23 protein-coding genes and 1 pseudogene are annotated in these 26,740 nt (G+C 63.7%); 7 read left to right on the top strand and 17 right to left on the bottom strand.

The features are described 5' to 3' along the window. Positions 1-11 precede the first annotated feature (11 nt). The 5 genes from M653_RS1000000138065 to M653_RS0100655 all read left to right on the top strand — a co-directional run bounded on the left by M653_RS1000000138065 (position 12) and on the right by M653_RS0100655 (position 5,389). Positions 12-1,379, top strand: coding sequence for a xanthine dehydrogenase family protein molybdopterin-binding subunit (locus M653_RS1000000138065; protein WP_027141541.1), 1,368 nt, complete (start codon positions 12-14; stop codon positions 1,377-1,379). Position 1,380: 1 nt separating this feature from the next. Then, a complete protein-coding gene (locus M653_RS1000000138060) occupies positions 1,381-2,382 on the top strand; it encodes a molybdopterin cofactor-binding domain-containing protein (RefSeq protein WP_027141540.1) in 1,002 nt (333 codons plus the stop codon). Between the two features lie 9 nt (positions 2,383-2,391). Further along, on the top strand, positions 2,392-3,273 hold the full coding sequence (locus tag M653_RS0100665) for a MoxR family ATPase (RefSeq protein WP_027141539.1): 882 nt from the start codon (positions 2,392-2,394) through the stop codon (positions 3,271-3,273). A gap of 92 nt (positions 3,274-3,365) precedes the next feature. Beyond that, the gene (locus M653_RS0100660; protein WP_027141538.1) at positions 3,366-4,502 is read left to right on the top strand and encodes a VWA domain-containing protein; all 1,137 of its coding nucleotides are present in this window, start codon (positions 3,366-3,368) and stop codon (positions 4,500-4,502) included. Continuing rightward, the gene (locus M653_RS0100655) at positions 4,502-5,389 is read left to right on the top strand and encodes an amidohydrolase (RefSeq protein WP_027141537.1); all 888 of its coding nucleotides are present in this window, start codon (positions 4,502-4,504) and stop codon (positions 5,387-5,389) included. The genes M653_RS0100660 and M653_RS0100655 overlap by 1 nt, the downstream gene beginning before the upstream one ends. Before the next feature lie 48 nt (positions 5,390-5,437). Here the strand turns inward: M653_RS0100655 and M653_RS0100650 are convergent, their stop codons facing one another. The 12 genes and pseudogenes from M653_RS0100650 to M653_RS0100595 form a co-directional block, all read right to left on the bottom strand. Next, a complete protein-coding gene (locus M653_RS0100650; protein WP_027141536.1) occupies positions 5,438-6,703 on the bottom strand; it encodes an ABC transporter substrate-binding protein in 1,266 nt (421 codons plus the stop codon). Positions 6,704-6,729: 26 nt separating this feature from the next. Further along, positions 6,730-7,560: pseudogene (locus tag M653_RS1000000134240) on the bottom strand (carbohydrate ABC transporter permease). Continuing rightward, positions 7,557-8,480, bottom strand: a complete 924-nt coding sequence (locus M653_RS0100640; RefSeq protein ID WP_027141535.1) for a sugar ABC transporter permease — start codon at positions 8,478-8,480, stop codon at positions 7,557-7,559. Before M653_RS0100640 ends, M653_RS1000000134240 begins: the two are co-directional and overlap by 4 nt. Then, entirely contained in the window at positions 8,473-9,630 is a 1,158-nt protein-coding gene (locus tag M653_RS0100635) for an ABC transporter ATP-binding protein (RefSeq protein WP_027141534.1), read from the bottom strand. Before M653_RS0100635 ends, M653_RS0100640 begins: the two co-directional genes overlap by 8 nt. Beyond that, positions 9,627-10,463: a metallophosphoesterase gene (locus M653_RS0100630; protein WP_027141533.1), complete on the bottom strand. Its 837-nt coding sequence runs from the start codon at positions 10,461-10,463 to the stop codon at positions 9,627-9,629. Before M653_RS0100630 ends, M653_RS0100635 begins: the two co-directional genes overlap by 4 nt. A 146-nt stretch (positions 10,464-10,609) precedes the next feature. Next, entirely contained in the window at positions 10,610-11,020 is a 411-nt protein-coding gene (locus tag M653_RS0100625) for a carboxymuconolactone decarboxylase family protein (protein ID WP_027141532.1), read from the bottom strand. A 218-nt stretch (positions 11,021-11,238) separates the two neighbouring features. After that, entirely contained in the window at positions 11,239-12,735 is a 1,497-nt protein-coding gene (locus M653_RS0100620; protein WP_027141531.1) for a sugar ABC transporter ATP-binding protein, read from the bottom strand. Further along, entirely contained in the window at positions 12,735-13,787 is a 1,053-nt protein-coding gene (locus M653_RS0100615) for a hypothetical protein (protein ID WP_027141530.1), read from the bottom strand. Before M653_RS0100615 ends, M653_RS0100620 begins: the two co-directional genes overlap by 1 nt. After that, a complete protein-coding gene (locus M653_RS0100610) occupies positions 13,784-15,907 on the bottom strand; it encodes an SMP-30/gluconolactonase/LRE family protein (RefSeq protein ID WP_027141529.1) in 2,124 nt (707 codons plus the stop codon). Before M653_RS0100610 ends, M653_RS0100615 begins: the two co-directional genes overlap by 4 nt. A gap of 90 nt (positions 15,908-15,997) precedes the next feature. Then, complete coding sequence (locus M653_RS0100605; protein ID WP_027141528.1) at positions 15,998-17,023, bottom strand: sugar ABC transporter substrate-binding protein; 1,026 nt, start codon at positions 17,021-17,023, stop codon at positions 15,998-16,000. 87 nt (positions 17,024-17,110) lie between these two features. Then, positions 17,111-18,097: an ABC transporter permease gene (locus tag M653_RS0100600; RefSeq protein WP_027141527.1), complete on the bottom strand. Its 987-nt coding sequence runs from the start codon at positions 18,095-18,097 to the stop codon at positions 17,111-17,113. 272 nt (positions 18,098-18,369) lie between these two features. Continuing rightward, positions 18,370-19,803, bottom strand: coding sequence for a DHA2 family efflux MFS transporter permease subunit (locus tag M653_RS0100595; protein ID WP_027141526.1), 1,434 nt, complete (start codon positions 19,801-19,803; stop codon positions 18,370-18,372). A 115-nt stretch (positions 19,804-19,918) separates the two neighbouring features. Between M653_RS0100595 and M653_RS0100590 the strand changes: the two genes are divergently transcribed. Then, positions 19,919-20,920: an ornithine cyclodeaminase family protein gene (locus M653_RS0100590; RefSeq protein ID WP_027141525.1), complete on the top strand. Its 1,002-nt coding sequence runs from the start codon at positions 19,919-19,921 to the stop codon at positions 20,918-20,920. Further along, positions 20,917-22,434, top strand: coding sequence for a histidine ammonia-lyase (gene hutH, locus M653_RS0100585; RefSeq protein WP_027141524.1), 1,518 nt, complete (start codon positions 20,917-20,919; stop codon positions 22,432-22,434). The genes M653_RS0100590 and hutH overlap by 4 nt, the downstream gene beginning before the upstream one ends. Here hutH and M653_RS0100580 read toward each other — a convergent pair. From M653_RS0100580 to M653_RS0100560, 5 genes are all read right to left on the bottom strand, one after another. Then, positions 22,399-23,199, bottom strand: a complete 801-nt coding sequence (locus M653_RS0100580) for a 3-methyl-2-oxobutanoate hydroxymethyltransferase (protein WP_027141523.1) — start codon at positions 23,197-23,199, stop codon at positions 22,399-22,401. The genes hutH and M653_RS0100580 overlap by 36 nt on opposite strands. Before the next feature lie 58 nt (positions 23,200-23,257). Further along, positions 23,258-23,569 carry a MocE family 2Fe-2S type ferredoxin gene (locus M653_RS0100575; RefSeq protein ID WP_027141522.1) on the bottom strand — a complete coding sequence of 104 codons (312 nt, stop codon included), beginning with the start codon at positions 23,567-23,569 and terminating at the stop codon, positions 23,258-23,260. Between the two features lie 27 nt (positions 23,570-23,596). Next, positions 23,597-24,679, bottom strand: coding sequence for a fatty acid desaturase family protein (locus M653_RS0100570; protein ID WP_027141521.1), 1,083 nt, complete (start codon positions 24,677-24,679; stop codon positions 23,597-23,599). An 85-nt stretch (positions 24,680-24,764) separates the two neighbouring features. Beyond that, a complete protein-coding gene (locus M653_RS0100565) occupies positions 24,765-25,946 on the bottom strand; it encodes an aldose 1-epimerase family protein (RefSeq protein WP_027141520.1) in 1,182 nt (393 codons plus the stop codon). Between the two features lie 10 nt (positions 25,947-25,956). Next, a complete protein-coding gene (locus tag M653_RS0100560) occupies positions 25,957-26,739 on the bottom strand; it encodes an ATP-binding cassette domain-containing protein (protein WP_027141519.1) in 783 nt (260 codons plus the stop codon). Position 26,740 lies beyond the last annotated feature (1 nt).

Raw genomic sequence — 26,740 nt, 5'->3', positions numbered from 1 at the left:
GGGACCAAAGAATGGAACTGCGCAAGAGCTACTTCGCCGATGTCCGCAAGGACGATCTGCACGAGATCGGCCAGCCCCGGCCACGCTCGGATTCGCCCGGCCACGTCACCGGCAGAACCGCCTATTTCGCCGACCGTAATTTCCCCGGCATGCTGCACCTCAAGATGGTGCGCAGCCCGCACCACCATGCCCGCATCCGCTCGATCGACACCTCCGAGGCCGAAAAACACCCAGGCGTTATCAAGGTGCTGACAGCAAAGGATGTACCGCACAATGTCTACACCATCCTGATCCTCATCCAGGTCGGCCCTGAGGACGAGACGGTGCTGGCCGACGGCAAGGTGCGCTGGAAGGGCGAGGCCGTGGTGGCGGTGCTGGCCGAAACCGAGCGTGCCGCGCAGGAAGCCGCCGCCAAGGTCAAGGTCGACTATGAAGTGCTGCCCGCCGTCTTCGATATGGAGGAAGCGCTGAAGCCCGGCGCGCCCATCGTCAACGAATATCACGGCCAGAACTATTACCTCTATGACAGCGGCGCGTGCCGTAAGGTGCGCTTCGGCGATGTCGAGGCTGGCTTTGCTCAAGCCGATCACGTGCTGGAGCAAAGCTATCAGTCCTCGCCGATCGAGCACGCGCCGACCGAGACCACCGGCTGCGTGGTGGCGCCTGAAGGCAATGACCGCTTCACCTGCCACACCAACACGCAGGCGATGTTCTTCACCCTCGACAACACATCGATCATCCTGCAGATGCCGGGCAGCAAGCTGCATTTCGTCGGCGGCACGGTCGGCGGCGGTTTCGGCGGCAAGGTTGATGTCATCGTCGAGCCGATCGCCATCCTCGGCGCAAAATTAACCGGGCGACCGGTCTGTTTTATCTACAGCCGCGAGGAGGAGATGCAGATTTCATCGCCCCGCGCGGCCGAAAAAGTCGTCATCAAGGACGGCGTCATGAAGGACGGCCGCATCGTCGCCAGAAAAGTCACAGGCTACACCGATGCCGGCGCCTACTCCCGCCACTCGCCCTATGGCGCGCAGAAGGGGGCGGGCCATTATCCCGGTCCCTACACCGTCCCGAATGTCTGGATCGACACCTACTGCGTCTACACCAACCGCACGCCATCGTCGGCCATGCGCGGCTTCGGCGTCACCATCGGCGACTTCGCGCTGGAGGTGCAGATGGACAAGCTGGCCCGGCTGATCGGCATGGACCCGCTCGAATTCCGTTTCATCAACGCCTATCGCGACGGCGACATGAAGGCGCATCGCCAGCCGACGGAGGGTGCGGCGCTGATCGAATGCATGCAGGAAGCCGCGCGCGTCGCCAACTGGCCGGTCGCGGAGAAATACATGGCGATGTCCTCCTACAAGAATGGAGCTTGAGATGGCGATCAGGCGCGGACGCGGCGTCGCCGCGATCAACTATCCCACCGGCATGAACCTTGGCGGCGACCCGACCCAGGCGCTGGTGCATTCGACCCCGACCGGCAATTTCATGGTGACGCTGTCGTCGGTCGATCTCGGCCAGGGCATGAAGCAGATCATGGCGCAGATCTGCGCAGAGACGATCGGCGTGCCGACCGACCGCGTCGTTGTCGACACCGCCGACACCGATACCGGCCCGCATTGCATGGGCACCTTCGCCTCGCGCGGCACCCACCGCGCCGGCAATGCCGTCATCCAGGCCGCCAGGGAAGCCCGCCAGGTGATGCTGGAAGTGGCGGCCGAAGAGCTGGAGGTGAACGCCTCGGACCTCGAAACCGACGGCCAGGGCAACATACTGGTCAAGGGCGCGCCGCAGAAGTCGATCTCGATCTTCGATGTCGCGCTGTCGGCGCATTTCAAGCGCGGCCGCTCGATCTCCGGCCGCGGCATGTTTTTGATCCCGCGCTCCTATCCGGAGAAGGAAACCGGCGCGATGAAGCCGTCGACCTGCTACGCGCATGCCTGCACGGTGGCGGAAGTCGAGGTCGACGACGAGACCGGCGAAGTCACGGTGCTGACAGTGAAGAACGTCTTCGAGATCGGCCGTGCGCTGAATCCGAAAATGGTCGAGCAGCAGCTGGTCGGCGGCTCCTGGATGGGCATCAGCCACGCGCTCTATGAGACGACCGAGCCCTATTATCCCAACCGCGACCATGGCGGCACCGACTTCAACCAGTATCTGATGCCTGGCCCCGGCGACCTCGCCGAGACCGAGATCATCGTGCTGGAGCGGCCTTCGGCCGACGGACCATATGGCGCCAAGGGTCCGGGCGAGATGTGCGCCAACCCGCAAATGCCGGCGGTCGCCAATGCCGTTTTCGACGCCGTCGGCGTGCGCATCGACACGCTGCCGATCACGCCCGAGCGCATTCTGCGCGCGCTGAAGGCGCAAGCGAACTGAGTGCCAGAAATGTCCGAGGTGAACACCGAGACTGTCGCGACCTCGCCGGAGGCGGTGGCGCAGCATCTCGCCGCCTCGCGCTATCTGGCCGACGACAGTCTTTCAACCGCCATCTTTCTTGCCATCCGGCTCGGCAAGCCGCTGCTGCTCGAAGGCGCGCCGGGCGTCGGCAAGACGGAAGCTGCCAAGGCGATCGCCGAGCTGCTCGGCCGCGATCTGGTGCGTCTGCAATGCTACGAAGGGATCGACGCCGCGCACGCGCTCTACGAGTGGAATTATCAGCGCCAACTGCTCGCCATTCGCCATGCCGGCGAGCATGAGATCGACATCTATGACGACCGTTTCCTCATTGCCCGGCCGCTGCTGCAGGTGTTGAAGGCGCCGCGGCAACGCGTGCTTTTGGTTGATGAGATCGACCGCTCGGACCATGAATTCGAGGCGCTGCTGCTGGAATTCCTCTCCGACTTCCAGATCAGCATTCCCGAGCGCGGCACCATCCGCGCCGAGGCACAGCCAATCGTCATCCTGACCTCGAACCGCACCCGCGAACTTGCCGAGGCGCTGCGTCGCCGCTGCGTCTATCACTGGATCGGCTATCCCGACGCCGAACGGGAGGCCGCCATCATCATGCTGCGCGCCGGCAATGTCGCCCAGGCCACCGCACGCGCCGTGGCGACAGCGGTGCAGACCATCCGAGCGCGCCCGCTGGCCAAACCGCCCGGCATCGCCGAGGCGGTCGAATGGGCGAACGCGGCCACCATTCTTGAAAAAGGCGGCAGCCCGTGGCCGGAAGCCTTCCGCCGCGCCATCGGCGTGCTGATCAAGGACGAGGAAGACCTCTCCTACATCGCGCCCGAGCTTGGCAGCATCGTCGAGGAGGCGCTGGCGTGAGATCCCACCGGCGCAATCCGCAACGCTGGCGGGACAGTGCCCCCCTCTGTCCTGCCGGACAGTCCGGCAGGACAGAGGGGGGGCGCCACGCAATGATGCGGGAAACAAGCTTGCCCCGCGCCGCCGCACCCTTCCTCGCCTTCGCCCGGCTGCTGCGTCGCTACGGCTTCGCCATCGCCCCCGAACAAGTCTCCGGCTTCATGCAGGCGGTGACATTGCTTGGACCACGTTCGATGGCGGATATCCGCGAAGCAGCACTGGCCACCCTGGCGCCGCCACCTGACCGCCACGACGAATTCGAGGCGCATTTCCAGAGCCATTTTTACGGCGGCACATCAGCCGTGGTGGAAGGCGACGCCGACGAGGAAACCCGCATCAAGGATGATGGCGGCGCCGACGACGAGCGGATCGAGGCCGAGCAGCGACAGGAAGGCGGTGAGCTTTCGTCGGCGCTGGAGCAGTTGAGCAGCCGCGACTTCCAGCGCGGCGGCGACAGGCTGACCGTCTTTCGCCGCCGACTGTCGAGCGCCTTGCCCGCGCGCCGCTCCTTCCGCACGGTGCGCACCCATTCGCGCGGCAAGCTCGACCTGCGCCGCTCGCTCAGGGAAATCGTCAGCGCCGATGGCGATGTCCCCTCGCCGCTGCTGCGCCGCCGCCAGGCCTTGCCGCGCAAGCTGCTGATCCTGATCGACGTTTCCGGCTCGATGAAGCTCCACACGGCTGACTACCTCAAGCTCGCGCATGCCGCTGTGCAGGGCACGGATCGGGCGGAAATCTTCACTTTCGGCACGCGTCTGACCCGCATCACCACGGCGTTGCGCATCCGCGATCGCGAGCAGGCGCTGGCGCGCGCGGCCGCCCAGGTCGACGACTGGGACGGCGGAACCCGCATGGGACCGACGCTGCTGGCTTTTCTATCGGTGCCACGCTTCTCCTCTTTTGCGCGTGGTGCGGCCATCGTCATCCTGTCCGACGCGCTGGAGCGCGGCGACCATGCCGAACTGGAGACGGCCATCCGCCGGCTGAGCGCCCGCGCCTTCCGGCTGTCGCTGGCGACACCTCTGGCCGGCGACCCGCGCTTCCAGCCGGCAACGGCGGCACTCCGCGCCATCCTGCCAGTGCTCGACGATCTGGTGGACGGCTCGTCGGTGAACAGCCTCACCGATTTCATTCTGTCGCTTGCCCGCCCCGCCCCGGCGGCCGAGACCATCTGGAAAAGGGTATCGTGATGCAGAAAGCCATCGACGCGCATTTCCACATCTGGCGCCAGCAGGACCAGCCCTGGCTGGTCGGACCGATGGTGCCGCGCATCTTCGGCCCCTACGAGCCAATCCGCCGCGACTACCCGATCGAGGAGTTTCTCGCCGACCAGCAGGGTTCGGGTGTCGAGAAGGCCGTCTATGTCCAGACCAACTGGGCCAAGGAGGATTTCGAAAAGGAAGTTGCCTTCCTGCAGAAAACGGCTGACGAGACCGGCTGGCCGCACGCCATCGTCGGCTACACCGACATGACGGTCGACGATGTCAGGCCCCAGATCGACCGGCTGAAAAAATATTCACTGCTGCGCGGCGTGCGCATGCAACTGCATTGGCACGAAACGCCCGCCTTCCGCTTCGCTGCCTCGGCCGATCAGGTCATCGATCCAAAAGTACGCGCCAATGTCGCCCGGCTGAAAGACTACGGCCTGTCCTTCGACTTGCAGCTCTTTCCTGGCCAGATGAAGGACGGACTGACGCTGGTCGGCGAGAACCCGCAAACCAATTTCATTCTCACCCATGCCGGCATGCTGACCGGCATGGACGCGGAAACCACCGAAGCCTGGAAGGCCGGCCTGCGCACGCTGTCGGCGGCGCCGAACTTCTACGCCAAGCTGTCCGGTCTGGGCACCTTCGACCACCGCAACGACCCGGCGCTGATCGCCTATATCGTCGACAACGCAATCGAGATATTGGGCGCGGATCGCCTGATGTTCGGCTCGAACTTCCCCATCGAGAAACTCTGGACCAGCCACGCCGAGTTGATCATGGCGCATCGCGATGCCGTGGCAAAGCATGGTGCGGCCGCCGAAGCAGATATCTTCTGGAACACGGCGGAGCGGGTCTACCGGCCGGTTTGATCGCCCGGGACCGCCGCGCCATTGGCGCGGCGATACCCTGCACAGCCCTTACTGCGTCGGCAGCATGCCTTCGACATCGCTTGCCGCGTCAGTGAGCGCTTCCTTCGGGGTCGCCGACTGATCGACGATCCGCGACAGATTGTCGACGATGGTCTGCGTCACCTTCACACCGTTGGTGCCCGGGAAAGCATACCACGGAATCATCCGCGGCATCTGGCTGAGCCCGGCCTGGAAGAGCGGGTTCTTCTTGTAGAAATCGCCGAGATATTCCGGCGATTTCGCCGCGAGCTCATTGTTGGGGACATAGCCCGTGCCCGGCACGACGACCGATGCGCCGTAGGGACCAGCGGCGAATTTCGCGAACTTCCAGGCGGCGTCCTGCTTTGCCGCATCCTTGGTCAGGATGACCACGGCGTTGCCGCCGGTCGGAAGATGGCCGTTGATTGGATCGATCAGCGGGATCTTGGCCGTGCGCAGCGTGAACTTGTCGCCGACATTCTTGATGGTGTTGACCAGGGCGCCGGTGGTCTGGAATTCGAAGCCGACCTTGCCGGCCGCGAAGGCCTGCTCGCCAGCCGGCTTGGTGAAGACCGGCATGCCGCCCTCCTTCACCATCCGCTGCAGGATTTCCATTGCCTTCTCGCCCTCCGGCCCGTTGAAGGCGACCTTGCTTTCGTCCTCGTTCAGCATCTTTCCGCCGGCGCCGAACAGCAGCGCCGAAAACATCCAGTCGTCGCCCTGCCAGCGGAAGTCGATGCCGTCGACGCCATTGCCGAGCGCCTTGATCTTGCCGCCGAGCGCGATGACCTCGTCCCAGGTCTTGGGCGGATTGTCCGGATCGCCGCCCGCGGCTTTCACCAGGTCGGCATTGTAATACATGATCGGGTTGGAGGTGGCGAAGGCGAGCCCGACCTGCTTGCCGTTGACCTGCGCCAGCTTCAGGATCGTGTCGGAGAAGCCGAGCTCCGCCATGTTGCCTTCCTTCTTGACCAGCGGGCCAAGATCGACGGCAACGTCGCGCTCGTTGAGCATCCGCAGGCGGTTGAGGCCGATGAAGGTGATGTCGGGCATTTCGTCGGTGCCGGCCTGGCGAAGGATGGTCTGGATGCCTTCCTCATAGGTGGCGGACGGGCTGGCGAACTGTATCTTGATGTCAGGATTTTCTTCCATGAACTTCTTCGAGATCGTGTCCATCACGTTCTTGAAGAAGCCGGGCATCGGGTAATGAACCGTCAGCGTCGTGTCGGCATAGGCCGGAACGGCGAACGCCAGCGAAACCGCCGCCGCTGCGAGAATCCTGGGAAGTTGCTTCATATGCTCGTGCTCCTGGTTCGACCCGGTCAGCCTTTGAGACCGGTCATGGTGATGCCTTCGACGAAGCGCTTCTGTGCGAACAGGAAGGCGACGACGAGTGGAAGGGTGATGATCAGCGTGGCGGCCATCAGCGCGCCATAGTCGTCGCCTGCCTCGGCGGCGCGGAAATACATCAGGCCGAGCGGCGGCGTGGCGTAGGCCTGCTTGCTGACGACGATCAGCGGCCAGTAGAGATCGTTCCAGTGCGCGACCACCGAGAAGATCGCGAAGGCGGTGACGGCCGGCCAGGCGTTGGGGACGATGACGCGCGCGACGATGCCGAGTTCGGACATGCCGTCGAGCCGCGCCGCGTGGATGAGGTCGTCGGGCATGGCGCGGAAGAACTGCAGGAACATGAAGATCGCGAACACCGAGATGGTGAACGGCGCCACCAGCGAGGTGTAGCTGTTGAGCAGCGACATCCTGTCGAAGGCGACCTAGAGCGGCAGCGCCGTGGCATGGATCGGCACCAGCAGGCCGAGCATGACCAGCACCATCATCAGCCGAGCGGCGCGGAACTTCAGCTTGGCCATGGCGTAGGCGCAAGGAATGGCGACCAGCACCTGGAAGAAGAAGATCAGGCCGCAGACGACAACGCCGTTCCACAGCAGCGTTGCCATCGGCACCTTGCTCAGCGCCTTGGCGAAATTCTCGGCGAAGTAGAAATGCTCGGGGATGAGCGACAGCGACGAGGTGAAGATGTCGCTCTGCGTCTTGCCCGCGGTCGAGATCATGAAAATGTAAGGCGCAAGGATCATCAGCGCGCCGAGCGAAAGCAGGGCAAAACGGATGATGCGGCCGGCCGGGATGCTGGTCATGTGTAATGCACCCGCCGGTCGAGCACGCGGTATTGGAGAAGCATCAGCACGACGAGGATCGCCAGGAAGACGACCGTCATTGCCGAGGCATAGCCGACGCGCAGATAGACGAAACCTTCCTGGTAGATGGTGAACAGCAGCACTTCGGAGGCCTTGTTGGGGCCGCCATCGGTCAGCATCTTCACGGTCTCGAAGACCTTCACCGCATTGGTGATGCTGATGGTGACGACGAACAGCGTCGTCGGTCCGAGCATCGGCCAGGTGACCAGGAAGAACCGGTCGAGCGCCGATTTCGCGCCGTCGACATGTGCGGCGGCATAGAGTTCGCGCGGGATCGCCGTCAGGCCCGCCAGGAACAACACCATGTTGAAGCCGACCGACTGCCAGACGCCGATGATCGACAGGCTGTAGAGCACGGTGCTCGAGGCGCCGAGCCAGTTCGGACCGGGAATGCCGGCGAGCGCAAGCAGCGCGTTGAGTGGTCCGATCGTCGGATGGAAGAGGTACTGCCAGACAGTCGCCATGGCGACGATCAGCGAAGCCACGGGCAGGAAATAGACGGTACGGAAGAAGCCGCGCGCGCGCGGTTCGCCTTCGATCAGCAAGGCAACGCCGAGACCGAGCACGATCGAGACGGGTGCCACGATCGCGGTATAGACTGACGTGTTCCACAACGATCTGCGGAAGGTGCGGTCGGTCAGGAGATGCGCGTAGTTCTCGAAGCCGACCAGGCGAAATTTGCCATAGCCGAGCTCGAAATCGGTGAAGCCGAGAAAAATAACGGCAACCACCGGCAGCAGCACGAACAGCAGCAACAGCACGATCGCCGGAGCCGCCAGCAGCCAGGCGGTGCGATCCTCGCTGCGCCTGTGGAGGGCCGCGGCGCTCGGGACATTGCCCGCCAGCGCGATACTAGACATAGGCCGGCTCCTGGCGTGCGAGCGTAGCACTCGCGGTGCGCAGCCGCCGCCCCTCCGGCCCGAAGACCATCGCCTGCTCGGGTGACAGAAGGACACCCACCGGCATTCCCGCGATCAAGTCCTTCGCCTCGTGCGGTGCCAGCTTGGCGATGACGATGTCGCCGGTCGCGTCGAGCCGGCAATGGGCAACGACCTCCGACCCGAGGAATTCCAGACGCTCGATCCGCCCGGCAAGGCCGCTCCGCCCGCTGGGAGACAGTTTGACGAATTCAGGCCGGATGCCGAGGCTGACAGCGCCATTCGCCACCTTCTCCAGCAAGGCCAGCCGGATGCCCATGAAATCGACACGGCCATTTTCGGCGCGTGCCGGTATGATGTTGATCCTCGGCTGGCCGACGAAGCGCGCAACCTCGATATGGGCGGGATCGTTGTAGATCGCTTCGGGCGCGGCCAGCTGCAGCAGGTTGCCGCCAATCATCACCGCCACGCGATCGGCCATCGAAAGCGCTTCGGCCTGGTCATGCGTCACGTAGAGCGTCGGCACGCCGGCGCGGCGGTGCAGTTCGACGATCTCGCCGCGGGCATGGACGCGCAGATTGGCGTCGAGATTCGAAAGCGGCTCATCCATCAGGAAGATGCTGGGGTGGCGCACCATGGCGCGTGCCAAGGCCACGCGCTGCCGCTGCCCGCCCGACATCTGTCCCGGCTTGCGGTCGAGCAGATGATCGATCTTCAGCACGGTTGCCATCTCGCGGACATCGCGCGAAATGCCGGCGCGGATCTCTTTCTGGCCCGGCAGGACCGAGCCGACCAACGGCAGCCGCTGCGTCCGGCTCAGCCGCTTCATGGCCAGTGGAACCGCGATGTTCTGGCTGGCCGTCAGATGCGGATAGAGCGCGTAGGACTGGAACACCATGGCGATGTTGCGATCGGCCGCGGCGACCGCCGACATGTCCTTGCCGCCGACGAAAATCTCGCCGCTGTCGGCATGATCAAGCCCCGCCAAAATGCGCAGCAAGGTGCTTTTGCCGCAGCCCGAGGGGCCGACCAGGGCGATGAACTCGCCCGCTTCGACGTCGAGGCTGACGCCGTTCAGGACCGCATTGCCGCCAAAGGACTTGTTCAGATCGCGAAGCGAGAGCGCGCTCATGATGCGACCTTCCTGCGGACCTTGTGCGCCTCGTGCGGGTAGACCTCCTCGACCACGTCGTCGAGGACATGGAAGCTCATGCCTGGGATTGCGACGATCTCGCTGGTGACTGCGCCGCCGAAATCATGCACGACCGCACCGAGCAGCCGCTCGCCCGGCATGTCGCGCTCCATTGCGCCGACGACGAAGGCCGCCGATGGCCCCCATATCAGCGCGGTGTTTTGGTATTTGCCTTGCCATGCCCGGTGCAGGTGACCGCTGGCGAACAATGCAACATCATGGGAACCGATCAGGTCATAAAGACGCTGGCGCTGCGCCGGCCTGACGCTCCAGTAGCCGGTGTCGCCCTCACCCGGCTGATCGATGAACAACGGCTTGTGGGCGAAAAGCGCGACGCGACGGCCGCCGCGGCTTTCCAGCACAGTCCGCAACCATTCGAACTGGGCCTCTTCCTCGGCATCATCAAAGCCCATCAGCAGGCTGTCGAGGCCGATAAATCGCCAGTTTCCAGCGTCCTCCATCCAGTAATCGGGACCGACCAGCCGGCGCCAGCGCTCAAGACGTTCCGCATTGACCGGCTGCAACGAGCCGGGCAGATGGCCGACATCGTGATTGCCAGGCACGAGCAGCATCGGGAGCGAAATCTCCCGCATCAGGTCCATGCAGAAGCTGATGTCGGCATCCTTGTCGGCGCCGTCGACACTGAGGTCGCCGGTGTGGATGACGAGATCGGCGCCGCTTTGCGCGATCCACGCGGCCAGCGGCTCCCAATTGCCGTTGAAATGCGGCTTGGTCGGGCTGAAATGGGTATCGGTGATCTGGACGATTTTCATGCCGGCTCCACTGCGAAAGCCGGCTGCCGGAAAAACCACCGGCGAGCGACTTCGCGTGGGGTCTCCTTAGAGCCGTTACATGTCACTTCCTTAACAGGCTGGGGACAAATTTTCCTTCCACGCCGATTGGCCGGCTGGCTCCTAGATTAGCTCTTCACCTCGAATTGCGGATCGACAGGGATCTGCATGGCCGTGACCAGATGATTGGTCTGGCCAGCGAGCCCGATGATCGAGATCAGTTCGCCATGCTGTACATCGGTCATGCCCTTGGTCCGCGCTGCCGCCGTGTGCGAATGAACGCAGTAGGAACAGCCATTGGCCGTTGATACCGCGATATAGATCATTTCCTTGGTCAATGGGTCGATGGCGCTGTCGGCGACCATCACCACCTTCAGCTGCTCCCAGATGCGCTTCAACACCGCCGGATCATTGGCGAGCCCCCGCCAGAAATTGTTGACGAAATCCGATTTGCGCGTCGCCCTGATGTCATCGAACACCGCCTTCACTACCGGGATCTTCTCCACCTCGGCATCGCTGAGGAGTCTTGTGGTGGCCATGGTGTTTCCTTCCCTTTGGGCAATTGAATCGGGTAACGAGCGAATGCGGCTAATTGCTTCGAATGATTCATTTTCCAATGTAGAGTAGAACCTTGGAGTCTGGCCCACGACTTCGTCATCCTAGGGCGAAGCAGGAGCGAAGCTCCGTCGCGGAGACCCTAGGATGACGAATGGAGCAGCATCCCAGCTAATTGTCGGATTCCGCACTGGCCATAACCCTAATGCACCGCCGCATACATGATCTTCTCCTCCGTCGCCTCCGCCGGGGAAAACTCCTCGACGATGCGGCCCTGCCGACACACGAGAATCCGGTCCGACAGATTCATGATCTCCGGCAAATAGGACGAGATGACAACGACCGCGAGGCCCTCGTCGGCCAGCCTGTTGATGATCTGGTGGATCTCGGCGATGGCGCCCACATCGACGCCGCGCGTCGGCTCGTCGAATATGACGATGCGCGGCTTCTGTACCAGTCCCTTGCCGATCACCACCTTCTGCTGGTTGCCGCCGGACAACTCGACCACGCGCGCATTGTCGTTGATCGCCTTGATGTTCAGCGTCTTGGTCCATTCCGCCGAAAGCTGACGCATCTCCTGCTGGTTGATCACCCACGCCTGTTGGCGGCCTGCCGCCAGCAGCCCGCCGAACAGGTTCTCGGCAATGCCCATAGTCTCGAAAATACCTTCGCTCTTGCGGTCCTCGGTGACATAGACGATGCCGTCCGCCACCGCTTCGCTCGGTACGAGGTAGCGCACCGGCCTGTCGTCCAGCTCGATCGCCCCACCGCGCAAAAAATCGCGCTTGTAGATGCCCGACACGATCTTGAAGGTCTCGGTGCGGCCGGAACCGATCAGCCCGAACACGCCGGTGATCTGGCCTTCGAAGATCGAGAAGGAATTGTTACGCACGACATTGCTCATCGAGATGTCCTGCACCGAGAGCACCTTCTTGCCGGCCTTGCGCAGCTTGGCTTCGTCGCGCTGGCGGTAAATCTGTCCCGACAGCGTGCGCCCAACCATGGCGGCGACGATCTTGTCGCGGTCGAAGGTTGATGTGTCGTCGGTGATAACCAGTTCGCCGTCTCGCAGGATCGTGATGCGGTCGGCGATCATCAGAGCCTCTTCGAGAGCATGGCTGATGAAGACGATCGATACACCGTTCGCCTTCAGCCGCCGGATCAGCGCGAAGAAATGCCGCTTCTCCTCCGGCGTCAGCGTCGCCGTCGGTTCATCGAAGATGATGATCTCGGCATTGTGGTGCACGGCGCGCGCGATCTCGACCATCTGCCGCTTGGCGGCGCCCAGTGTCGCCACCATGGCGTTGGGATCGACCGGAAAATTCAGCGACTGCAGGAACTGCTGTGCTGAAATATACGTGCCACGCAGCCGGTTGAGGAATTTTTCAGTACCGAGATAGAGGTTTTGCGCCACCGTCATCGACGGCACCAGGCTGGTCTCCTGGAACACCATGGCGATGCCGGCCTCGAGCGCCGCATGCGGCGAGGCGTAGGCGATCTCCCGCCCCTTGTGGAACATCTTGCCCGACGTGGCATCGACCACACCGGCGATGATCTTGGTCAGTGTCGACTTGCCGGCACCATTCTCGCCGAGCAGCGCATGGATTTCGCCCTTGCGTAGCTCGAAGCTGACGTTCTTCACCGCGGGCACGCCGCGGTAATTCTTGGTGACGTTTTCGAGGCGAACGATCGGTTCCATCAGAAACCTCCCGAGGCAAGGTCGACGGCCAGCACGCAATCGCCACCCCTGGAAGCAATGAACAGCTCGCCGCCTTTCTCCACCACGCTGCAGATGCCGTGGCGCGTGCCGTTGGCGCGGCTGTGCAGGCTGAATTGTGGTTGCATCTCCCGGTCGAGCCGGACCACCAGCCCGTAGGAGCGGCTGGGCGACCACGGCTTGTGAATGCCCATCGTGCGGATGCCGCCGCATTGCAGCGGCTCGAGGAAACTGCGGCTGGATGCCAGCGCCGGGGCAATCCAGTAGGCCGGCGGCACCTGGTCGATCATGTCCTGACGGTAATGCGTCTCCTGCAGCACGAATTCGATCAGCCGGTTGCGTGGGGCGAACAGCGTCAGCCACGCCCCGCCATCGCCAGCAGACGACAGCCGCGCGGGATAGCCGGGCAGATGCGTCAGCACCGTCGAGCGGTTGCCGGTCGCGCCATCGAAACGGACAAGCTGGTGGCGCCAGCTTTCGCTGACCAGCACATCGCTGCCGAGGATGTGAAGTCCATAGGGAAAAGCGATGTCGCCGGCCACTTTGCGGAACTCACCACCCGCCGCCCGCGCCCAAAGCGAACCGGACGCGCCCTTCTTCATCAGGTCGGCGGCCCATTGCGACGGCGCGAATTCGGCCGAACCATTGGCCAGCCACAGCGTACCATCTCCTGCATAGGCAAGCGCGGTGATGCAGCCAATCCCTGCCGGCAAGGACACCTCCCTGCCCGCGATCAACAGCTTGCCGCTCTCCAGCCCCACCGTCAGTTCGCCTGAAGGCGACAGCGCCAGCGCCGCGACTGGAGACGGAAAGGTCTCGACTGCGACAGGTGCTACACCAACGACAATCGCGTGGACGGCGTTGCCGCTTGAGGCCAGCAGCCGGCCATCGGCAACCAGCAGATTGTCCGGCTCGGTCAGCTCGGCGAACGCCGGCGCATCATCGAGCCGCGTGTTGGGACGGAAGGCGCCGTCGAGCGGCGGGATAGTCACCGCCTTGCCACGAAACATATCCAGGATCGGACCGAGGATCATGGCTTCGCTCCCCAGTAGGAGGCGGGGCTGGTCCAGCTCGGGTCGGCGCCGGCAATTTTGTAGCAGCCGATGCGATTGTTGAGGATGCCGCCGACGAAGAGATATCCCTTGTGCTCGCGCATCGAGGTGACCATCGGGTGCGCACCGCCTGTCAAGTCGCCCATCGCCTCGACGATGCCGCCCTTTTCGTTGAATTTCACCACGCCGCCGGTGTTGATGTTGGGAAACAGCCATTCGTCCTGCGGCAGCCGGCGCGTCATGCGCTTGCGCATGTCGGGATGGCGCAGCGAGAGGTCGAAGCTCGGCGTGCGCATGCCCAGCCACGCCATCCAGTAATTGCCGTCCGACGCCCGGTTGATGTTGTCGGGATAACCCGGCATGTCGCGGATGACGCATTCGGCGGTGCCAGCCTTCGGCCCTTCCAGCCAATAGCGGTGCACCCGGCAGGCCCAGCTTTCGGCGAAGAACAGCGACTTGCCGTCATGCGCCATGCAGACACCATTGGTGTAGCGGTAGCCGTCGAGCAGCGTCTTCGTGGAACCGTCCTTCGGATCGTAGACCAGCAGCCGGCCGGTGGCGCGGTTTTCGATCGAATCCAGCGCCCAATCATGGGCATCATACCGCTTGGTCGAGTCCGTAAAATAGATGCGGCCGTCCGGCGCGATGTCGCAATCATTGGGATCGCGCAGCCGCGCATCGTCGACGATCGACGTCCAGGAGCGCGACGTCTCCGCCGACAACCGTTTCACTTCGCGCTGCGGCGAAACCGAATACAGTCCCATGGCTCCGACGCAGCTGATCAAATTGCCCGACTTGTCGAAAGCCAGCCCCAGCGGAAACCCGCCAATATGGGCGAACACTTCCGACCTGACATAGTCCGGCGCGAAGAAGCGGACGATTTCGCCATGGCGCGTGCCGCAATAGAGATTGTCATCGCGGTCGAGGATGACGTCTTCTGGCCCTTCCAGCTCACCGAGCCCGATATGGTCGGCAGCCGATAGTCGGTTGTCGAGGGCGTAAGGCGTGCCGGAGCCCGGCACCGAGGACTGTGTTTTGCCCATCTTGAGATAGACCGGCGCGACATAGACCTCGTTGAGCACCTTGTGGCGGTTCTTCAGCCAGCGGATGTCGATAGTCACCGCCACCGCCAGCATGATGCCCAATACCATCTGGTTGGTGCCGGTGCCGTAGCCAAGCCGGATCAGCCCGTTGGTCATGGTGAGCACGATGATGGCGCCCATCAGGCCCTTGATCACCGAGCCGCGCCCGCCGCCGAGGCTGACGCCGCCGACCACCGCCGCCGTCAGCGCCATGATCTCGAGGTTGAGGCCTGTGCCCGGCCCTGCCCCGCTCAGGCGGCAAGCGATGAGAAAGCCGCCGATCGAGGCGCAGAACCCGGAAAAGACATAGGTCATGAACACGGTACGGCGCACCCGGATGCCGGCATTGTGCGCCGAGCGCCGGGAGCCACCCACCGCCAGCACATGCCAGCCGGGACGTGAGCGTGTCAGCGCGACATGGGTGGCGATGGCAAGGATGATCGCCAGCCACACCGAAACGGACAGGCCCCAGAAAGTGCTGTCGCCGATGAAATCGAGCACGTCGGACGTAGCGGTCGAAAGCTGCACATCGGCTGCGTAAGTGGTGACGAGGATGTCGAACAGCGCCCGACCGAAGATGAAGGTGACGAGCGTGGTGAGGAAGGCACGCAGCCGCAGGTACCCGACGAGATAGCCGTTGATCGCGCCGAAGACTAGACCGGTGGCGAGCGAGGCGGCCAGCGCCAGCCAGATCGATTGTTCGAGGATGAAGAAGACATAGACCGCGGAAAAGCAGGACAGCGCGAAGATCGAGCCGACCGAGAGATCGATGCCGCCGCCAAGCATCACCACGGTCATGCCAGTGACCACCATCGAGAATTCGCCGAGTTGCCGGGTCGATTCCTGCAGCGAGGAGAGCTTGAAGAAGCCTGGAATGATCGCGCCGAACACGCCGAGCGTCGCCACCAGCGCCAGGAACGGAATGGCGTTGTCGGTCCAGCGCTTGGTCAGGATCTCGCCGACCAGATGGTCGGGCACGAGATTGTAGCGCCAGGACTGCAGGCGTTCGCGAAAGGTCATCAGGTCACTGCGGGCACGAGAGAACAAGGAAAGAGAAGAGGTGGCCGGATTGTCCGGCCACCTCGCTGATATCAGCTGAAGGCAATCGGCTTACTTCGCCGCCGCTTCGGCCTGCAGCGCCTTCAGGTCCCAGCAGCTGTCCGGCTTGAGATCGGCCTTCGTCGTCGCCTTCTCCAGCGTATAGATGTAGGTGTGCGAAGTGCCGGCCGGCTGGCCGCTCTGCAGCAGGAATTTGATGATAGCGTTCATGTCGCCCGACTGCCGGGCAAGTTCCGTCATGACGACAGCACCGTAAGTACCGTCCTGCAGCTTGTCGCAATCGGCCGCCTTTTCGCCGCCGCCGGTGGTGACCAAAAACACCTTGCCGTCGAGCTTGGCGTCGCGGATCGCGGCGGATGCGCCGGTCGCGTCACCATCCCAGAAGTCGATGATCGAGCAGATGTCCGGGTTCTGCTGCAGCATGGTCGTCGTCACGTTGCGCGAGGTCGTGGCATCCCAGTTGGAGTCGGGCTTGGCCACGACCTTGAAATCGGGATGCTTGTCCAGCACCTTCATGATGCCGGCATACTGGTAGAGGCTGGAAGAGTTGGCCTGGTCGCCCTGCACCAGCCCGATCTTCTTGGACGAGTTTTCGCCGCAGCCCTTGATCGCGGCTTCGGCTTCGAGTTGGCCGAGCCGGTCCCAGTCGCTGCCGACAAAGGCGTCGGCGGGGAAATTCGCCGGATTGTCGACGAGGATCACATAGGTGCCGGCGGCCTGCGCCTTCTTCATCAGCTTGGAATAGGAGTTGAGGTCCGGCGCATGGATGATCAGCACATCGGGCCTCGTGTCCGACGAGATCGCATCGGTGATCGCCTGCGCTCCGGCATCGACCACCCAGTTCGGATCACGCGTCTCGAACGTGCCGCCCCAGGCCTCGACTTCCTTCTTCAGATAATGCGCCCAGCCCTGCGCCAGGTCGAAGCCCATCGCCAGCGGCACCAGCATGACGCGCTTGCCTTTCAGCGCTTGCGCATAGGCAGCGGGGCCTGGATCGTCGGCGGCGAAGGTCGGCGCCACGAAGGCGGTGACGGCGAGGGCCGTGGCCGCCGCCATGAGTGTTCTGATCAGTTTCATGTGTCATCCTCTGGTTCGGTTTTCATTGCCGGCCGATCGCCCCGATCGCGCCGGGTACCCCGAGCAAGATGGGCTAGCCCATCTGCTCTAAATGTCGCCCTGCTGCGCTGTCTGTTCGTCACGTGGATTGATGATGCCGTCGACGATGATGGCGCCAAGCAGGATCGCCGCCTTGATCAGGTTTTGGTAGAGCAGCGGAATATCGATGATGGTCATGGCGTTGAGCAGGATGCCGATGAGTGCTGCCCCGACCAGCACGTTGCGCACCCCGCCTCGCCCGCCCGACAGCCCGATGCCGCCGATCACCGCCACCAGCACGATGTCGTAGAGCAGCGTCGAATTGACGACACGCGTGTTGATCGAATGCAGGCTGGCCGCGGTCAAAAGGCCGGCGATCAGCGCCACGAAAGCGGACAGCACATAGCGCAGCACCAGCATCGGCCGTACCGGAATGCCGATATTGCGCGCCGCGACCGGATTGTCGCCGGCGAAATAGATATAGCGACCCCATTTGGTGTAGCGCAGGAACAGGAAGAACAGGAAGGCGAGACCCGCGAAGACGAACACCTCGATCGGGACGTCGAGGAAGCGCAGGCCGCCGAGCAGTTCCACCCAATGGCCCTGCGGCACCGGCACCGCGTCCTGGGTGATCAATTGCGAACGGACATAGCCGAAGACGAAGGAGCCGGTTGCCAGCGTGACGAAGATCGCCGGCACATCGGCGTAGGCGACGAGAAAGCCGTTGAGCAGGCCGATGGCGAGCACGCCGGCCAGCACATAGGTGAAGGCCAGTCCATCCGGCGTTCCGGTATTGAGCAGTTGCAGATACCAGGCGACCGACATCGCCATGATCGCCACCGCCGACAGGTCAATGCCGCGGCCGATGATGACGACCGCCATGCCCAGCGCCAGAATACCCAGCACCGAGACCGAGCGGACGATGGCGACGAGATTGTTGGGATCGATGAAGCCAGGCAGGCCTATAGCCGCGGCAACGAACAGCACCACCGCTATGGCAAAGACAATGCCTTCCTGATTCAGGCTCCTGAAGTTCAGCCAGCCGCCCATGTTCATTGTCTGCTTTCACCCCGGTGGCAGCGCCGCCATCCCTGGGGGAGAAAGCTAATCGGCTCAGCGCCGCTTCGTCAAATGAATCTGCGTTCAAAAGGTGGGCTGGCGATGAGATTCGCAAAGTGGACGCATTGATTGCCGAATCTGGCGCAATGCCCGGAAACTCCTGCGCTTTTGGCAATTGTTTGCATCATCGCCCGTGCCTGCGAAGATACCGCACCAAGCCCAAAGGCGAAGACGGAATCTAACCCAGCGATCGGCGGGAAAATTCGATTTCAGTTTCCGGCAATATGGCCCGAGACCTCGGCGCCGGCGGTCTTCGGCAACACCAGGAAACGGAACGACGAAACCAGTGCGATGACGCCGATCACCAGGAAGGCTGCTCGAAAATCGACGAGATCGAGCGCCGGCCGGTCCCTGGCGATCTGCGACAGGTTGAGGATCGCCGCCGCCACGGCAACGCCGAACAGCATCGCCACCTGCTGCAGCATCGACGACAATGTCGCCGCGGAGCTGCGCTGCCCCGCCGCGATATCGGCGAAGGCCAGCGTGTTGAGCGCGGTGAACTGCATCGAGCGCGTCAGGCCGGCGATCAGCATCAGCGCCACCACCAGGGCCTGAGGCGTCTGCGGCGAGATCGCCGCGCACGCCATGATCGATGCGGACGCGATGATGCCGTTGACGACCATCACCGAGCGAAAGCCGAAGCGGCGCAGCGTCGGCGTCGTCACCGTCTTCATGCCGAGATTGCCGAGGAAATAGGCCAGGATCATCATGCCGGCATCGACCGGCGATAGCCCGAAGCCGACCTGGAACAGCAGCGGCAAAAGGAACGGCGTGGCGTTGATCGCCACCCGGAAGATGGTGCCGGCGGCAAGCGTCGAGATGGCGAAGGTCTGCACCTTGAACGAGGAGAGGTCGAGCAGCGGATGCGGCGCGCGGCGGAGATGCCGCACCGCTACCCAGCCGACGACGATGCCGGCAACGATCAGCCCCACCGTCGGCCAGGCGCCATCTTCCGGATGCGCGATGCGCTCGAGGCCATAGAGCAGGCAGGCGAGCCCCAGCGAGGTCAGGAAAAAACCCGGCCAGTCGAGTGGCTTGGCATCGGCTTCACGGTCGCCCGGGATGAAACGGGCGACCAGCGCCAGCCCGATCATGCCGAGCGGGATGTTGATGAAGAAATTCCAGTGCCAGGACAGATAGGTGGTGATGAAGCCGCCAAGCACCGGCCCGACGACAGGCGCGAACAGCGCCGGCCAGGAGATCAGCGCCGTGGCGTTGAGCAATTCGGATTTCGACGCGTTGCGCAGCACCAGGATGCGGCCGACCGGTGTCATCAGCGCGCTGCCCAGGCCCTGCACGGCACGGGCAATGACGAATTCCGTCAGATTCCGCGAGAAGCCGCAGACGAGCGAAGCCAGAGTGAACAGCGCGATTGCCGCGAGGAAGATGTTGCGTGCGCCAAAACGGTCGGCGAGCCAGCCCGACAGCGGTACGAACACCGCCATGGTCAGCATGTAGACGGTGATGCCGATGCTCATCGCCACCGCCGGCACGCCGAAGGAGGCGCCCATCTGCGGCAGCGAGGTCGAGATGATCGTCGAATCCAGCAGTTGCATGAAAAAGGCGATGGCGACGATCAGCGCCACACGCCGCGAATCCCCGGCTGGGTCGGCTGAAGCTTCGGTCTCGGAAATGGCGGTCATGACGGACCGCTTTGAACAGCATTTGGCCGACTGCGTCCAGACAACAGCCAACAAACTTTCGTGTCGCGCCGCGGCCTGTTATGGATGGGCGGGGTGGCCGAGGAACAGCGTGCGCATGAAGCCCATCTATATCGACTACCTCAATGCCCTGGACATCGAAGCGCTTGCCATGACCGATGCCGAGATCATCGGCGCGGTCGAGGCCGGGCTCGTTGCGCAAGGCAAGGGCCAGACGGTGATCGAGCCGCGTGTCCACCTCGAACCCGACCCGTCCTTCCACGGCCATTTCAATGTCTTGCGCGGCTACGTGGCGCCGCTCGACGCGGCCGGCGTGAAAATCGTCGGCGACTATGTCGACAACTATCTTCATGGCCTGCCGTCGGAATTCGGCATCCTCAATTTGTTCGACCCGCGCACCGGCACGCCGCGCGCCATCCTCGACGCCACCGTCATCACCGACATGCGCACCGGCGCCGTCACCGCGATCGGCGCCAAACAGCTAGCTCGTAATAATTCGAAGGTGCTCGCCCATATCGGCGCACGCGGCACCGCCTATTGGAACGTGCGCCTGCTCGACCATCTCTTCGATTTCGACGAAATCCGCGTCCATTCGCGCCGGCCGGAAAGCCGCGATGGCTTTGCAGCAAAACTCTCCGCCGACCTCGGCAAACCCGTCACTGCGGTCGCCGACTGGGAGAGCTGCGTCAAGGGCGCCGACATTGTCGTCGAAGCATCGCGCCTGCCCGAGCCGCAGCCGTTGCTGAAGACAGAATGGATCAAGCCGGGCGCGCTGGTCGTCCCCTATGGCACGATGAGCGCGGTGGAGCTGTCGCTGACCGACATCATGCAGAAGATAGTCGTCGACGATTGGGGCCAGTGCAAAGGCGGTAAGTTCGGCTCGCTGCGCGCCCATGTCGAGGCCGGACGGCTGAGCGAAGCAACGCTGCATGCCGAACTCGGCCAGATCGCCGCTGGACTCAAGCCAGGACGGCAAAGTGACGACGAAACAATCCTGTTATGGCATCGCGGCCTGTCGCTGTCCGACATTGCGCTCGGCAAGGCGATGCTGGCCAAAGCACAGGCGCAAGGCATCGGCCAAAGGTTGCGCTTCGCATGAGCACGCTCGTCCTCACCGGGGCTGGCATCAGAATCGGCGATGTCGCCGCTGTCGCCCGCGAGGCGCGCAAGGTGGAAATCGGACCCGATGTCATTGGCAGGCTGGAGAAGGCGCGAAAAGTGCTCGATCAGGCTGCGGCCTCCGGCCAGCAGATCTACGGCCTGAACACCGGGCTCGGCGCCAATCTCGGCACATCGGTCGAGGGTGACGCCAGCGCCTTCCAGCGCCAGTTGCTCGAAGGCCGCAGCGGCGCGGTCGGCGAGGCCCTGCCGGTCGAGACCGTGCGGGCAACCATGCTCGCCCGCCTGACAATGCTGTCGGCCGGCGGATCCGGCCTCTCCCCGTCAGTCTTTGTCGCCTTGGCCGATGCGCTCAACGCCGGCGTCCATCCGGTGATGCCGTCGCTGGGCTCGATCGGCGCCGGCGACCTTGTGCTGATGACGGCGCTTGCTCGCCTGCTGATCGGCGAAGGCGAGGCTGATTATCAGGGAAGGCGCATGCCGGCGGTCAAGGCGCTGATGATGGCCCGCCTCGGCCCCATCGGCCTGGCGCCCAAGGATGGGCTGTCGCTGATCAACGCATCCGCCGTCTCCGCCGGCAGCGGCGCGCTTGTTGTCACGGACGCGCTGTCGGCTCTGGCCCAACAGCAGCAGGCTGGCGCGTTGACCATGGCAGGGATCGGCGCCAATCGCGCCATCCTCGATCCCCGCCTGCACATGGCGCGGCCGGCCGCCGGCCAGCAGGAAGCCGCCAAGGCGCTGCACGATCTTCTCGCCCGCGACGAAGCGCCGGCGCCCACCACCATACAGGATCCGCTGTCGATCCGCTGCATGCCCTCGATCCATGGCGCGCTGATCGAGGCGATCGGCCAGGCAAGACGCGCCGTCGAGATCGAACTGAATGCCGCCGCCGACAATCCGCTGGTGCTGGGCGACGACGGCGTGGTGATGTCGACTGGCAACTTCCACACGGCGGCGCTGGCGCTCGCCTTCGAGACACTAGGCCTCGCAATCGCGCAATGCGCCGCCGCAAGTGCCGCCCGCTTCATCCAGCTCACCGGTTCGGGCCGCAACGGCCTGCCCAGGTACCTGTCGCCGGTCGGTGGCGCCTCGGCCGGCTTCGTGCCGCTGCAGAAGACGGCGACATCGATCCTGGCCGCCATCCGCCACAAGGCCAATCCGGTGATGCTCGATTTTCTCCCGGTTTCGGAAGGCGTCGAGGATCACGCCACGCAGACGCCGCTGGCGATATCGAAATGCGCGGACATGATCGCGCTGTGGCGCCGGCTGATCGCTTTCGAACTGATGGCGGCGGCACAGGCAATCGACTTGCGTGAAGGGTTGACGCTGGCGCCACGCACATCAGCTGTCCACACGTTGATACGCGCGCTCGTTCTGACGCTGAAGGAGGACCGGCCGCTCGGCGTCGATGCGGAAGCACTCCACGCCGCACTGGCCGGCAGTGCGTGGCAGCCGGCCTTATCCCCGGCCGACCTTGTCGAGGAACAGGCGTAGCTCGGCCGGATCCATGTGCACGATGTGCCGGTCCTCGGGATAGGCGCCGCCGTTGACGTCGGCAACGAATTCGGAAAATGCCGCCACCCGTTCCGCCTGCAGCCGGTCATACTCGGCGGCGAAGTTGCGATAGACCTTGGAGTGGCGGGGCATGTGACCCCTGTTCTGGCCAAGGATGTCGTCGGCGAACAGATATTGCGCGTCGCAGCCCGTGCCCGCGCCCATCGACAGCATGATCAGCGACGTGCGCTCCGAGATCGCCTTGGCGACCTCGACCGGCACCACCTCGATCTCGGCGCCGATGGCGCCGGCCGCCTCCAGTTGCTTCACCGCCTCGAACACCTGCATCGCAGTGTCGGCGGACTTGCCGACCGCCTTGAAGCCGCCGGTCCAGGTCGCGCGGGAAGGAATGAGGCCGACATGGCCGATGACGGGAATGGCATCGTCCGCCATCCGCTTGATGGTTGCGTAGCCGGCGCTGCAATAGACCGCGTCGGCGCTTGCCTTATAGAGCCGGAAGGCCCAGCGGACGAAATCATCCGCGGTGCCGATTTCGAAGAAATTGTCGCCGGGCATGGTGAATAGGCTGGGTGCCGCATCGCGGTATTGCGGATTGAGCACCAGTTCGGGAGGCACCGATACGATGTCGACCCCTGCCCGTTCGGCGGCCTCCGCCTCGTCCAGGGTCAGCACCCGCAGCATGGTCAGCTGCCGCTTGCCCTTCATGGCGCGCAAATCGGCGACGGTCGGTCTCTTTCGGCTCATTAAAACGTCCCTCTGTTGGTTACCATCGCGATGCCGATCGGTTGATCATGCCCCCGCTTCAGATCTGGATCATCACCTTACCGGCCTCGACCTTCACCGGATAGGTCGCGAGGTTGACGCAGACCGGCGCGCCCTTGGCCTGGCCGGTCTTGTAATTGAAGCGGCCATTGTGCTTGGGACATTCGATGATGTCGTCCATCACAAGCCCGTCGGCCAGATGCGCCTTCTCATGCGTGCAAAAACCATCGGTGGCGAAGAATTCGTCGTCCGGGGAACGATAGATCGCGAAGCTCCGCCCACCACGGTCGAAGCGGATGACATCCTCTTCCTCGACATCGTCCACCGCGCAAGCTTCAACCCAATCGGCCATCTCAATCTCCTGCAACCATCGCGATCGCTATTCGGCCGCCGCCGACATATCGACCTCGTGGAATTCGCCGCGATAGGGCCTCGCCGTCGGCGGCAATTCGCGCTTGAGGTAGTAATCCTCGTATTTCAGCTGCCTGAGCAGGACCGGCCAGACCTCGCGATAGGCATGCCACATCGAGGGATTGGGCGCGGGCAGATCATGCTTGATCAGTTCGTGCAGCCTGGGCAGCGCATGATAGGGCACCATCGGGAACATGTGGTGTTCCACATGATAGTTCATGTTCCAGTAGATGAACCGGCTGATCGGGTTCATGTAGACGGTGCGCGTGTTGAGCCGATGGTCGACGACATTGTCGGCCAAGCCGATATGCTGCAGCAGGCCGGTCGTCACCATGTGCCAGGTGCCGTAGAGGCGCGGCAGACCGATCAGCACCAGCGGTATCCATGACCTCAGCGCGATCGCCAGGGCGATTGTCGCCACATAGATCGCGACGTGCCAGCGGGCGGCGACCACGGCCTTATGCTGTTCCATCTCGGGGATATAGCTCTTCTCCTCGTCCGACAGCGTGCCGAATGCCTGGCGCACCAGCGTCGGCAGCGAATAGCGGAAATCGAGAATGCCGGTGAAGGCAAGCGCGGCCTTCAACAGATCCGGCGGACGCATGACGGCGATCTCGGCATCGCGGCCGACGATGATGGTGTCGGTGTGGTGCCGGGCATGGCTCCAGCGCCATTGCACGGGATTGCGCATCAGCATGAACGAGGCGATGTGGTAGACGACATCGCTCATCCAGCGCGTACGGAAGGCCGTGCCATGGCCGCATTCGTGCCAGCGCGAGTCGCTCGACGAGCCGTAGAGCACGCCGTAGACGAACAGGAACGGCACCATCCACCACGAACCCCAGAACCAGACGATACCGGCGGCCGAACCGACGATCGCGACAATCCAGATGACGGTGTCGCGGATCGCCGGCCCGTCGGAACGCTGCATCAGCTCCTTCATCGTCTTGCGCGGGACGTCGGTATGGTACCATTCGGCCGAGGCAAGCCCGGTCTCGATCGCCGCCCTGGTGCTTTCGCCGACAAGGCTGTAGTCGCGCTTTTTTGCCATCGTCGTCACACTGACCTCCAACCGTCGCGCACCGCTGGCAATCCGGTCCGCCGGCCGGAGGGCTTGCTTTGGATAAATGTCGCGCTCATGTCCTGCCGGCCAGTCTTGGAAAGTTTCCGGAAGGCCGAGGATAATCCTGCGTGGGCTGTCGGGCGATAGCCGCGATCCTGGCTTCGGCCGCTGCGATCTCACCGGCGCCATCGAGAACCCGGAACACCGCGTCGTACGCCCGGCTTTCGCCATGCTCCAGCCAGATCATCTCGCCGCGCTCGCGGGCGGCGAGATCACCGAGCACGTGGTGGGTCGATGGCTCTATGCCCAGCGCGTACTGCCCGGCCTGGAAATTCTGCCACTGATAGGCACACGGCAACTGGTCCTTGCGCGTCACCAGTTCGAGACCGAGCCCAATACGGTCGTTGACGACGGCCACCGGCACCTCGCCATGGGCATCGGCAGCCATCTCATGCTGCCAGACCTGCTCGCTGAAGCTTGGTTGTGGCGCCGGCGCCGTGCGATAGCCAACCCCCTGTGCCTCGTAGCGCTCGCCGGCATGGCCGGCCCAGACGACGTCGCGGATCGGCGCCAGATAGCGCGAGCCCTCATCCAACAGGGGATGGCTGACATTGACGTGGTAGAAATACATATGCGGGGTGCGGCTGAAGCCGTGATTGACGACGCGGTCGGAAAGCCGGATCTCGTTGCCGCCGACATCGGCCTCGATGCGGCGGATGAGATGCAGATCCTCGCCGAACACCGTCGACTGCTGGACGAGGCCTTCGGACCACAGCACGCAACGGTCGCCGTCCCAACGCTCGCCATGGCCGGTGAGCCGCGCCGGGATCGTACCGACACGGCCATGCAGCGAATGGAGCACCGTCTTCTTGCCCGGGTAGTTGTAGCTGTCGGCCGGCACGTCTTCGCGGGCCAGAATATGATCGAGGCCACAGGTGACCAGCAGGCCGGAGAAAGAGCGCGCCCAGGCCAACCCCCCTTCCCCTTCATACTCATGCAGGCCGGGGTTGCGAAAACCACTCGGCGAATGCCAGCCGATCGCCTGCCCCCTATAGTCGCAATCGGCGATGTCGAGCGCCCGGTCGACCAGCGCGGTGAAGCGCAGGCCCGAGCCGGTGCGGAATTCGAGCATGCGGATGCCGCGCTCCACACCGTCGCCGAGCGTCATCAGCCGCACGCCGGCGAATTGCGACAGCATGCCTGATCGCTCGGCCACCTGCCGGCGCGACAGCGTCTTGCCGTAAAGCTCTACCATGCGACGCCCTTCACTTTGCCCTCGCCTCCTTGAGCAGGGCCGACATGTCGGCGCCGGTGATGATGCTTTCCACTGTCAGCAGATCGGTGTCGGCGACCGTCTGTTCGGCGACGATCTCGCCCCGCCGCATGACGACGATGCGGTCGGCGACCTGGAAGACATGGTGGATGTTGTGGGTGATGAGCAGCACCGAATGGCCGGCGTCGCGCACCTCCTTGACGAAACGCAGCACGCCGTGGGTTTCCTCGACGCCGAGATTGTTGGTCGGCTCGTCGAGGATGATGACCTTGGCTGCAAACTGCATGGCGCGCGAGATGGCGATCGACTGACGTTCGCCGCCCGACAACGTCGAGACCAGCGCGTCGGCGTCGAGCTTCTTGGAAATGCCAACGCGTTTCAGCAATTCGGAAGCGGCCTTGCGCAGCTTCGCGAGATCGAGCGGCGCGAACACGCCGAGCCAACCGAAATTGACCGGCTCGCGGCCGAGGAAAAGATTGCGCGCGATGCTGAGGTCCGGCGCCAGCGACGTGTCCTGGTGGATGGTCTCGATGCCGAGGTCCATCGCATCGCGCGTCGAGCGGATCGAAACCTTCTCGCCACGCACAAAGATATCGCCCCGGTCGACAGGGAACACGCCCGAGATCGCCTTGATCAGCGTTGATTTGCCCGCGCCATTGTCGCCCAGCAGCGCCACCACCTCGCCTTCCCGCAGTGTCAGCGAGGCGTTCTTCAGCGCGCGCACGCTGCCGAAGGACTTTTGCAGGTTCTGCAGCCGAAGTACGTCTTGCATCATC

It is taken from the genome of Mesorhizobium sp. WSM3626, assembly GCF_000513935.1.
GTDB classification, from domain to species: Bacteria; Pseudomonadota; Alphaproteobacteria; order Rhizobiales; family Rhizobiaceae; genus Mesorhizobium; species Mesorhizobium salmacidum.
The sequence above is the reverse complement of the archived record's forward strand: the minus strand, read 5'-3'. Positions and strand labels throughout refer to the sequence as shown.

Coding starts and splice junctions, on each gene's coding strand:
- M653_RS0100595 (WP_027141526.1), bottom strand. CDS start 19,803: ATGACCGCCATTTCCGAGACCGAAGCTTCAGCCGACCCAGCCGGGGAT.
- M653_RS0100660 (WP_027141538.1), top strand. CDS start 3,366: ATGATGCGGGAAACAAGCTTGCCCCGCGCCGCCGCACCCTTCCTCGCC.
- M653_RS0100605 (WP_027141528.1), bottom strand. CDS start 17,023: ATGAAACTGATCAGAACACTCATGGCGGCGGCCACGGCCCTCGCCGTC.
- M653_RS0100590 (WP_027141525.1), top strand. CDS start 19,919: ATGAAGCCCATCTATATCGACTACCTCAATGCCCTGGACATCGAAGCG.
- hutH (WP_027141524.1), top strand. CDS start 20,917: ATGAGCACGCTCGTCCTCACCGGGGCTGGCATCAGAATCGGCGATGTC.
- M653_RS1000000138065 (WP_027141541.1), top strand. CDS start 12: ATGGAACTGCGCAAGAGCTACTTCGCCGATGTCCGCAAGGACGATCTG.
- M653_RS0100630 (WP_027141533.1), bottom strand. CDS start 10,463: ATGAAAATCGTCCAGATCACCGATACCCATTTCAGCCCGACCAAGCCG.
- M653_RS1000000138060 (WP_027141540.1), top strand. CDS start 1,381: ATGGCGATCAGGCGCGGACGCGGCGTCGCCGCGATCAACTATCCCACC.
- M653_RS0100600 (WP_027141527.1), bottom strand. CDS start 18,097: ATGAACATGGGCGGCTGGCTGAACTTCAGGAGCCTGAATCAGGAAGGC.
- M653_RS0100620 (WP_027141531.1), bottom strand. CDS start 12,735: ATGGAACCGATCGTTCGCCTCGAAAACGTCACCAAGAATTACCGCGGC.
- M653_RS0100580 (WP_027141523.1), bottom strand. CDS start 23,199: ATGAGCCGAAAGAGACCGACCGTCGCCGATTTGCGCGCCATGAAGGGC.
- M653_RS0100565 (WP_027141520.1), bottom strand. CDS start 25,946: ATGGTAGAGCTTTACGGCAAGACGCTGTCGCGCCGGCAGGTGGCCGAG.
- M653_RS0100650 (WP_027141536.1), bottom strand. CDS start 6,703: ATGAAGCAACTTCCCAGGATTCTCGCAGCGGCGGCGGTTTCGCTGGCG.
- M653_RS0100665 (WP_027141539.1), top strand. CDS start 2,392: ATGTCCGAGGTGAACACCGAGACTGTCGCGACCTCGCCGGAGGCGGTG.
- M653_RS0100625 (WP_027141532.1), bottom strand. CDS start 11,020: ATGGCCACCACAAGACTCCTCAGCGATGCCGAGGTGGAGAAGATCCCG.
- M653_RS0100640 (WP_027141535.1), bottom strand. CDS start 8,480: ATGTCTAGTATCGCGCTGGCGGGCAATGTCCCGAGCGCCGCGGCCCTC.
- M653_RS0100560 (WP_027141519.1), bottom strand. CDS start 26,739: ATGATGCAAGACGTACTTCGGCTGCAGAACCTGCAAAAGTCCTTCGGC.
- M653_RS0100570 (WP_027141521.1), bottom strand. CDS start 24,679: ATGGCAAAAAAGCGCGACTACAGCCTTGTCGGCGAAAGCACCAGGGCG.
- M653_RS0100655 (WP_027141537.1), top strand. CDS start 4,502: ATGCAGAAAGCCATCGACGCGCATTTCCACATCTGGCGCCAGCAGGAC.
- M653_RS0100610 (WP_027141529.1), bottom strand. CDS start 15,907: ATGACCTTTCGCGAACGCCTGCAGTCCTGGCGCTACAATCTCGTGCCC.
- M653_RS0100615 (WP_027141530.1), bottom strand. CDS start 13,787: ATGATCCTCGGTCCGATCCTGGATATGTTTCGTGGCAAGGCGGTGACT.
- M653_RS0100635 (WP_027141534.1), bottom strand. CDS start 9,630: ATGAGCGCGCTCTCGCTTCGCGATCTGAACAAGTCCTTTGGCGGCAAT.
- M653_RS0100575 (WP_027141522.1), bottom strand. CDS start 23,569: ATGGCCGATTGGGTTGAAGCTTGCGCGGTGGACGATGTCGAGGAAGAG.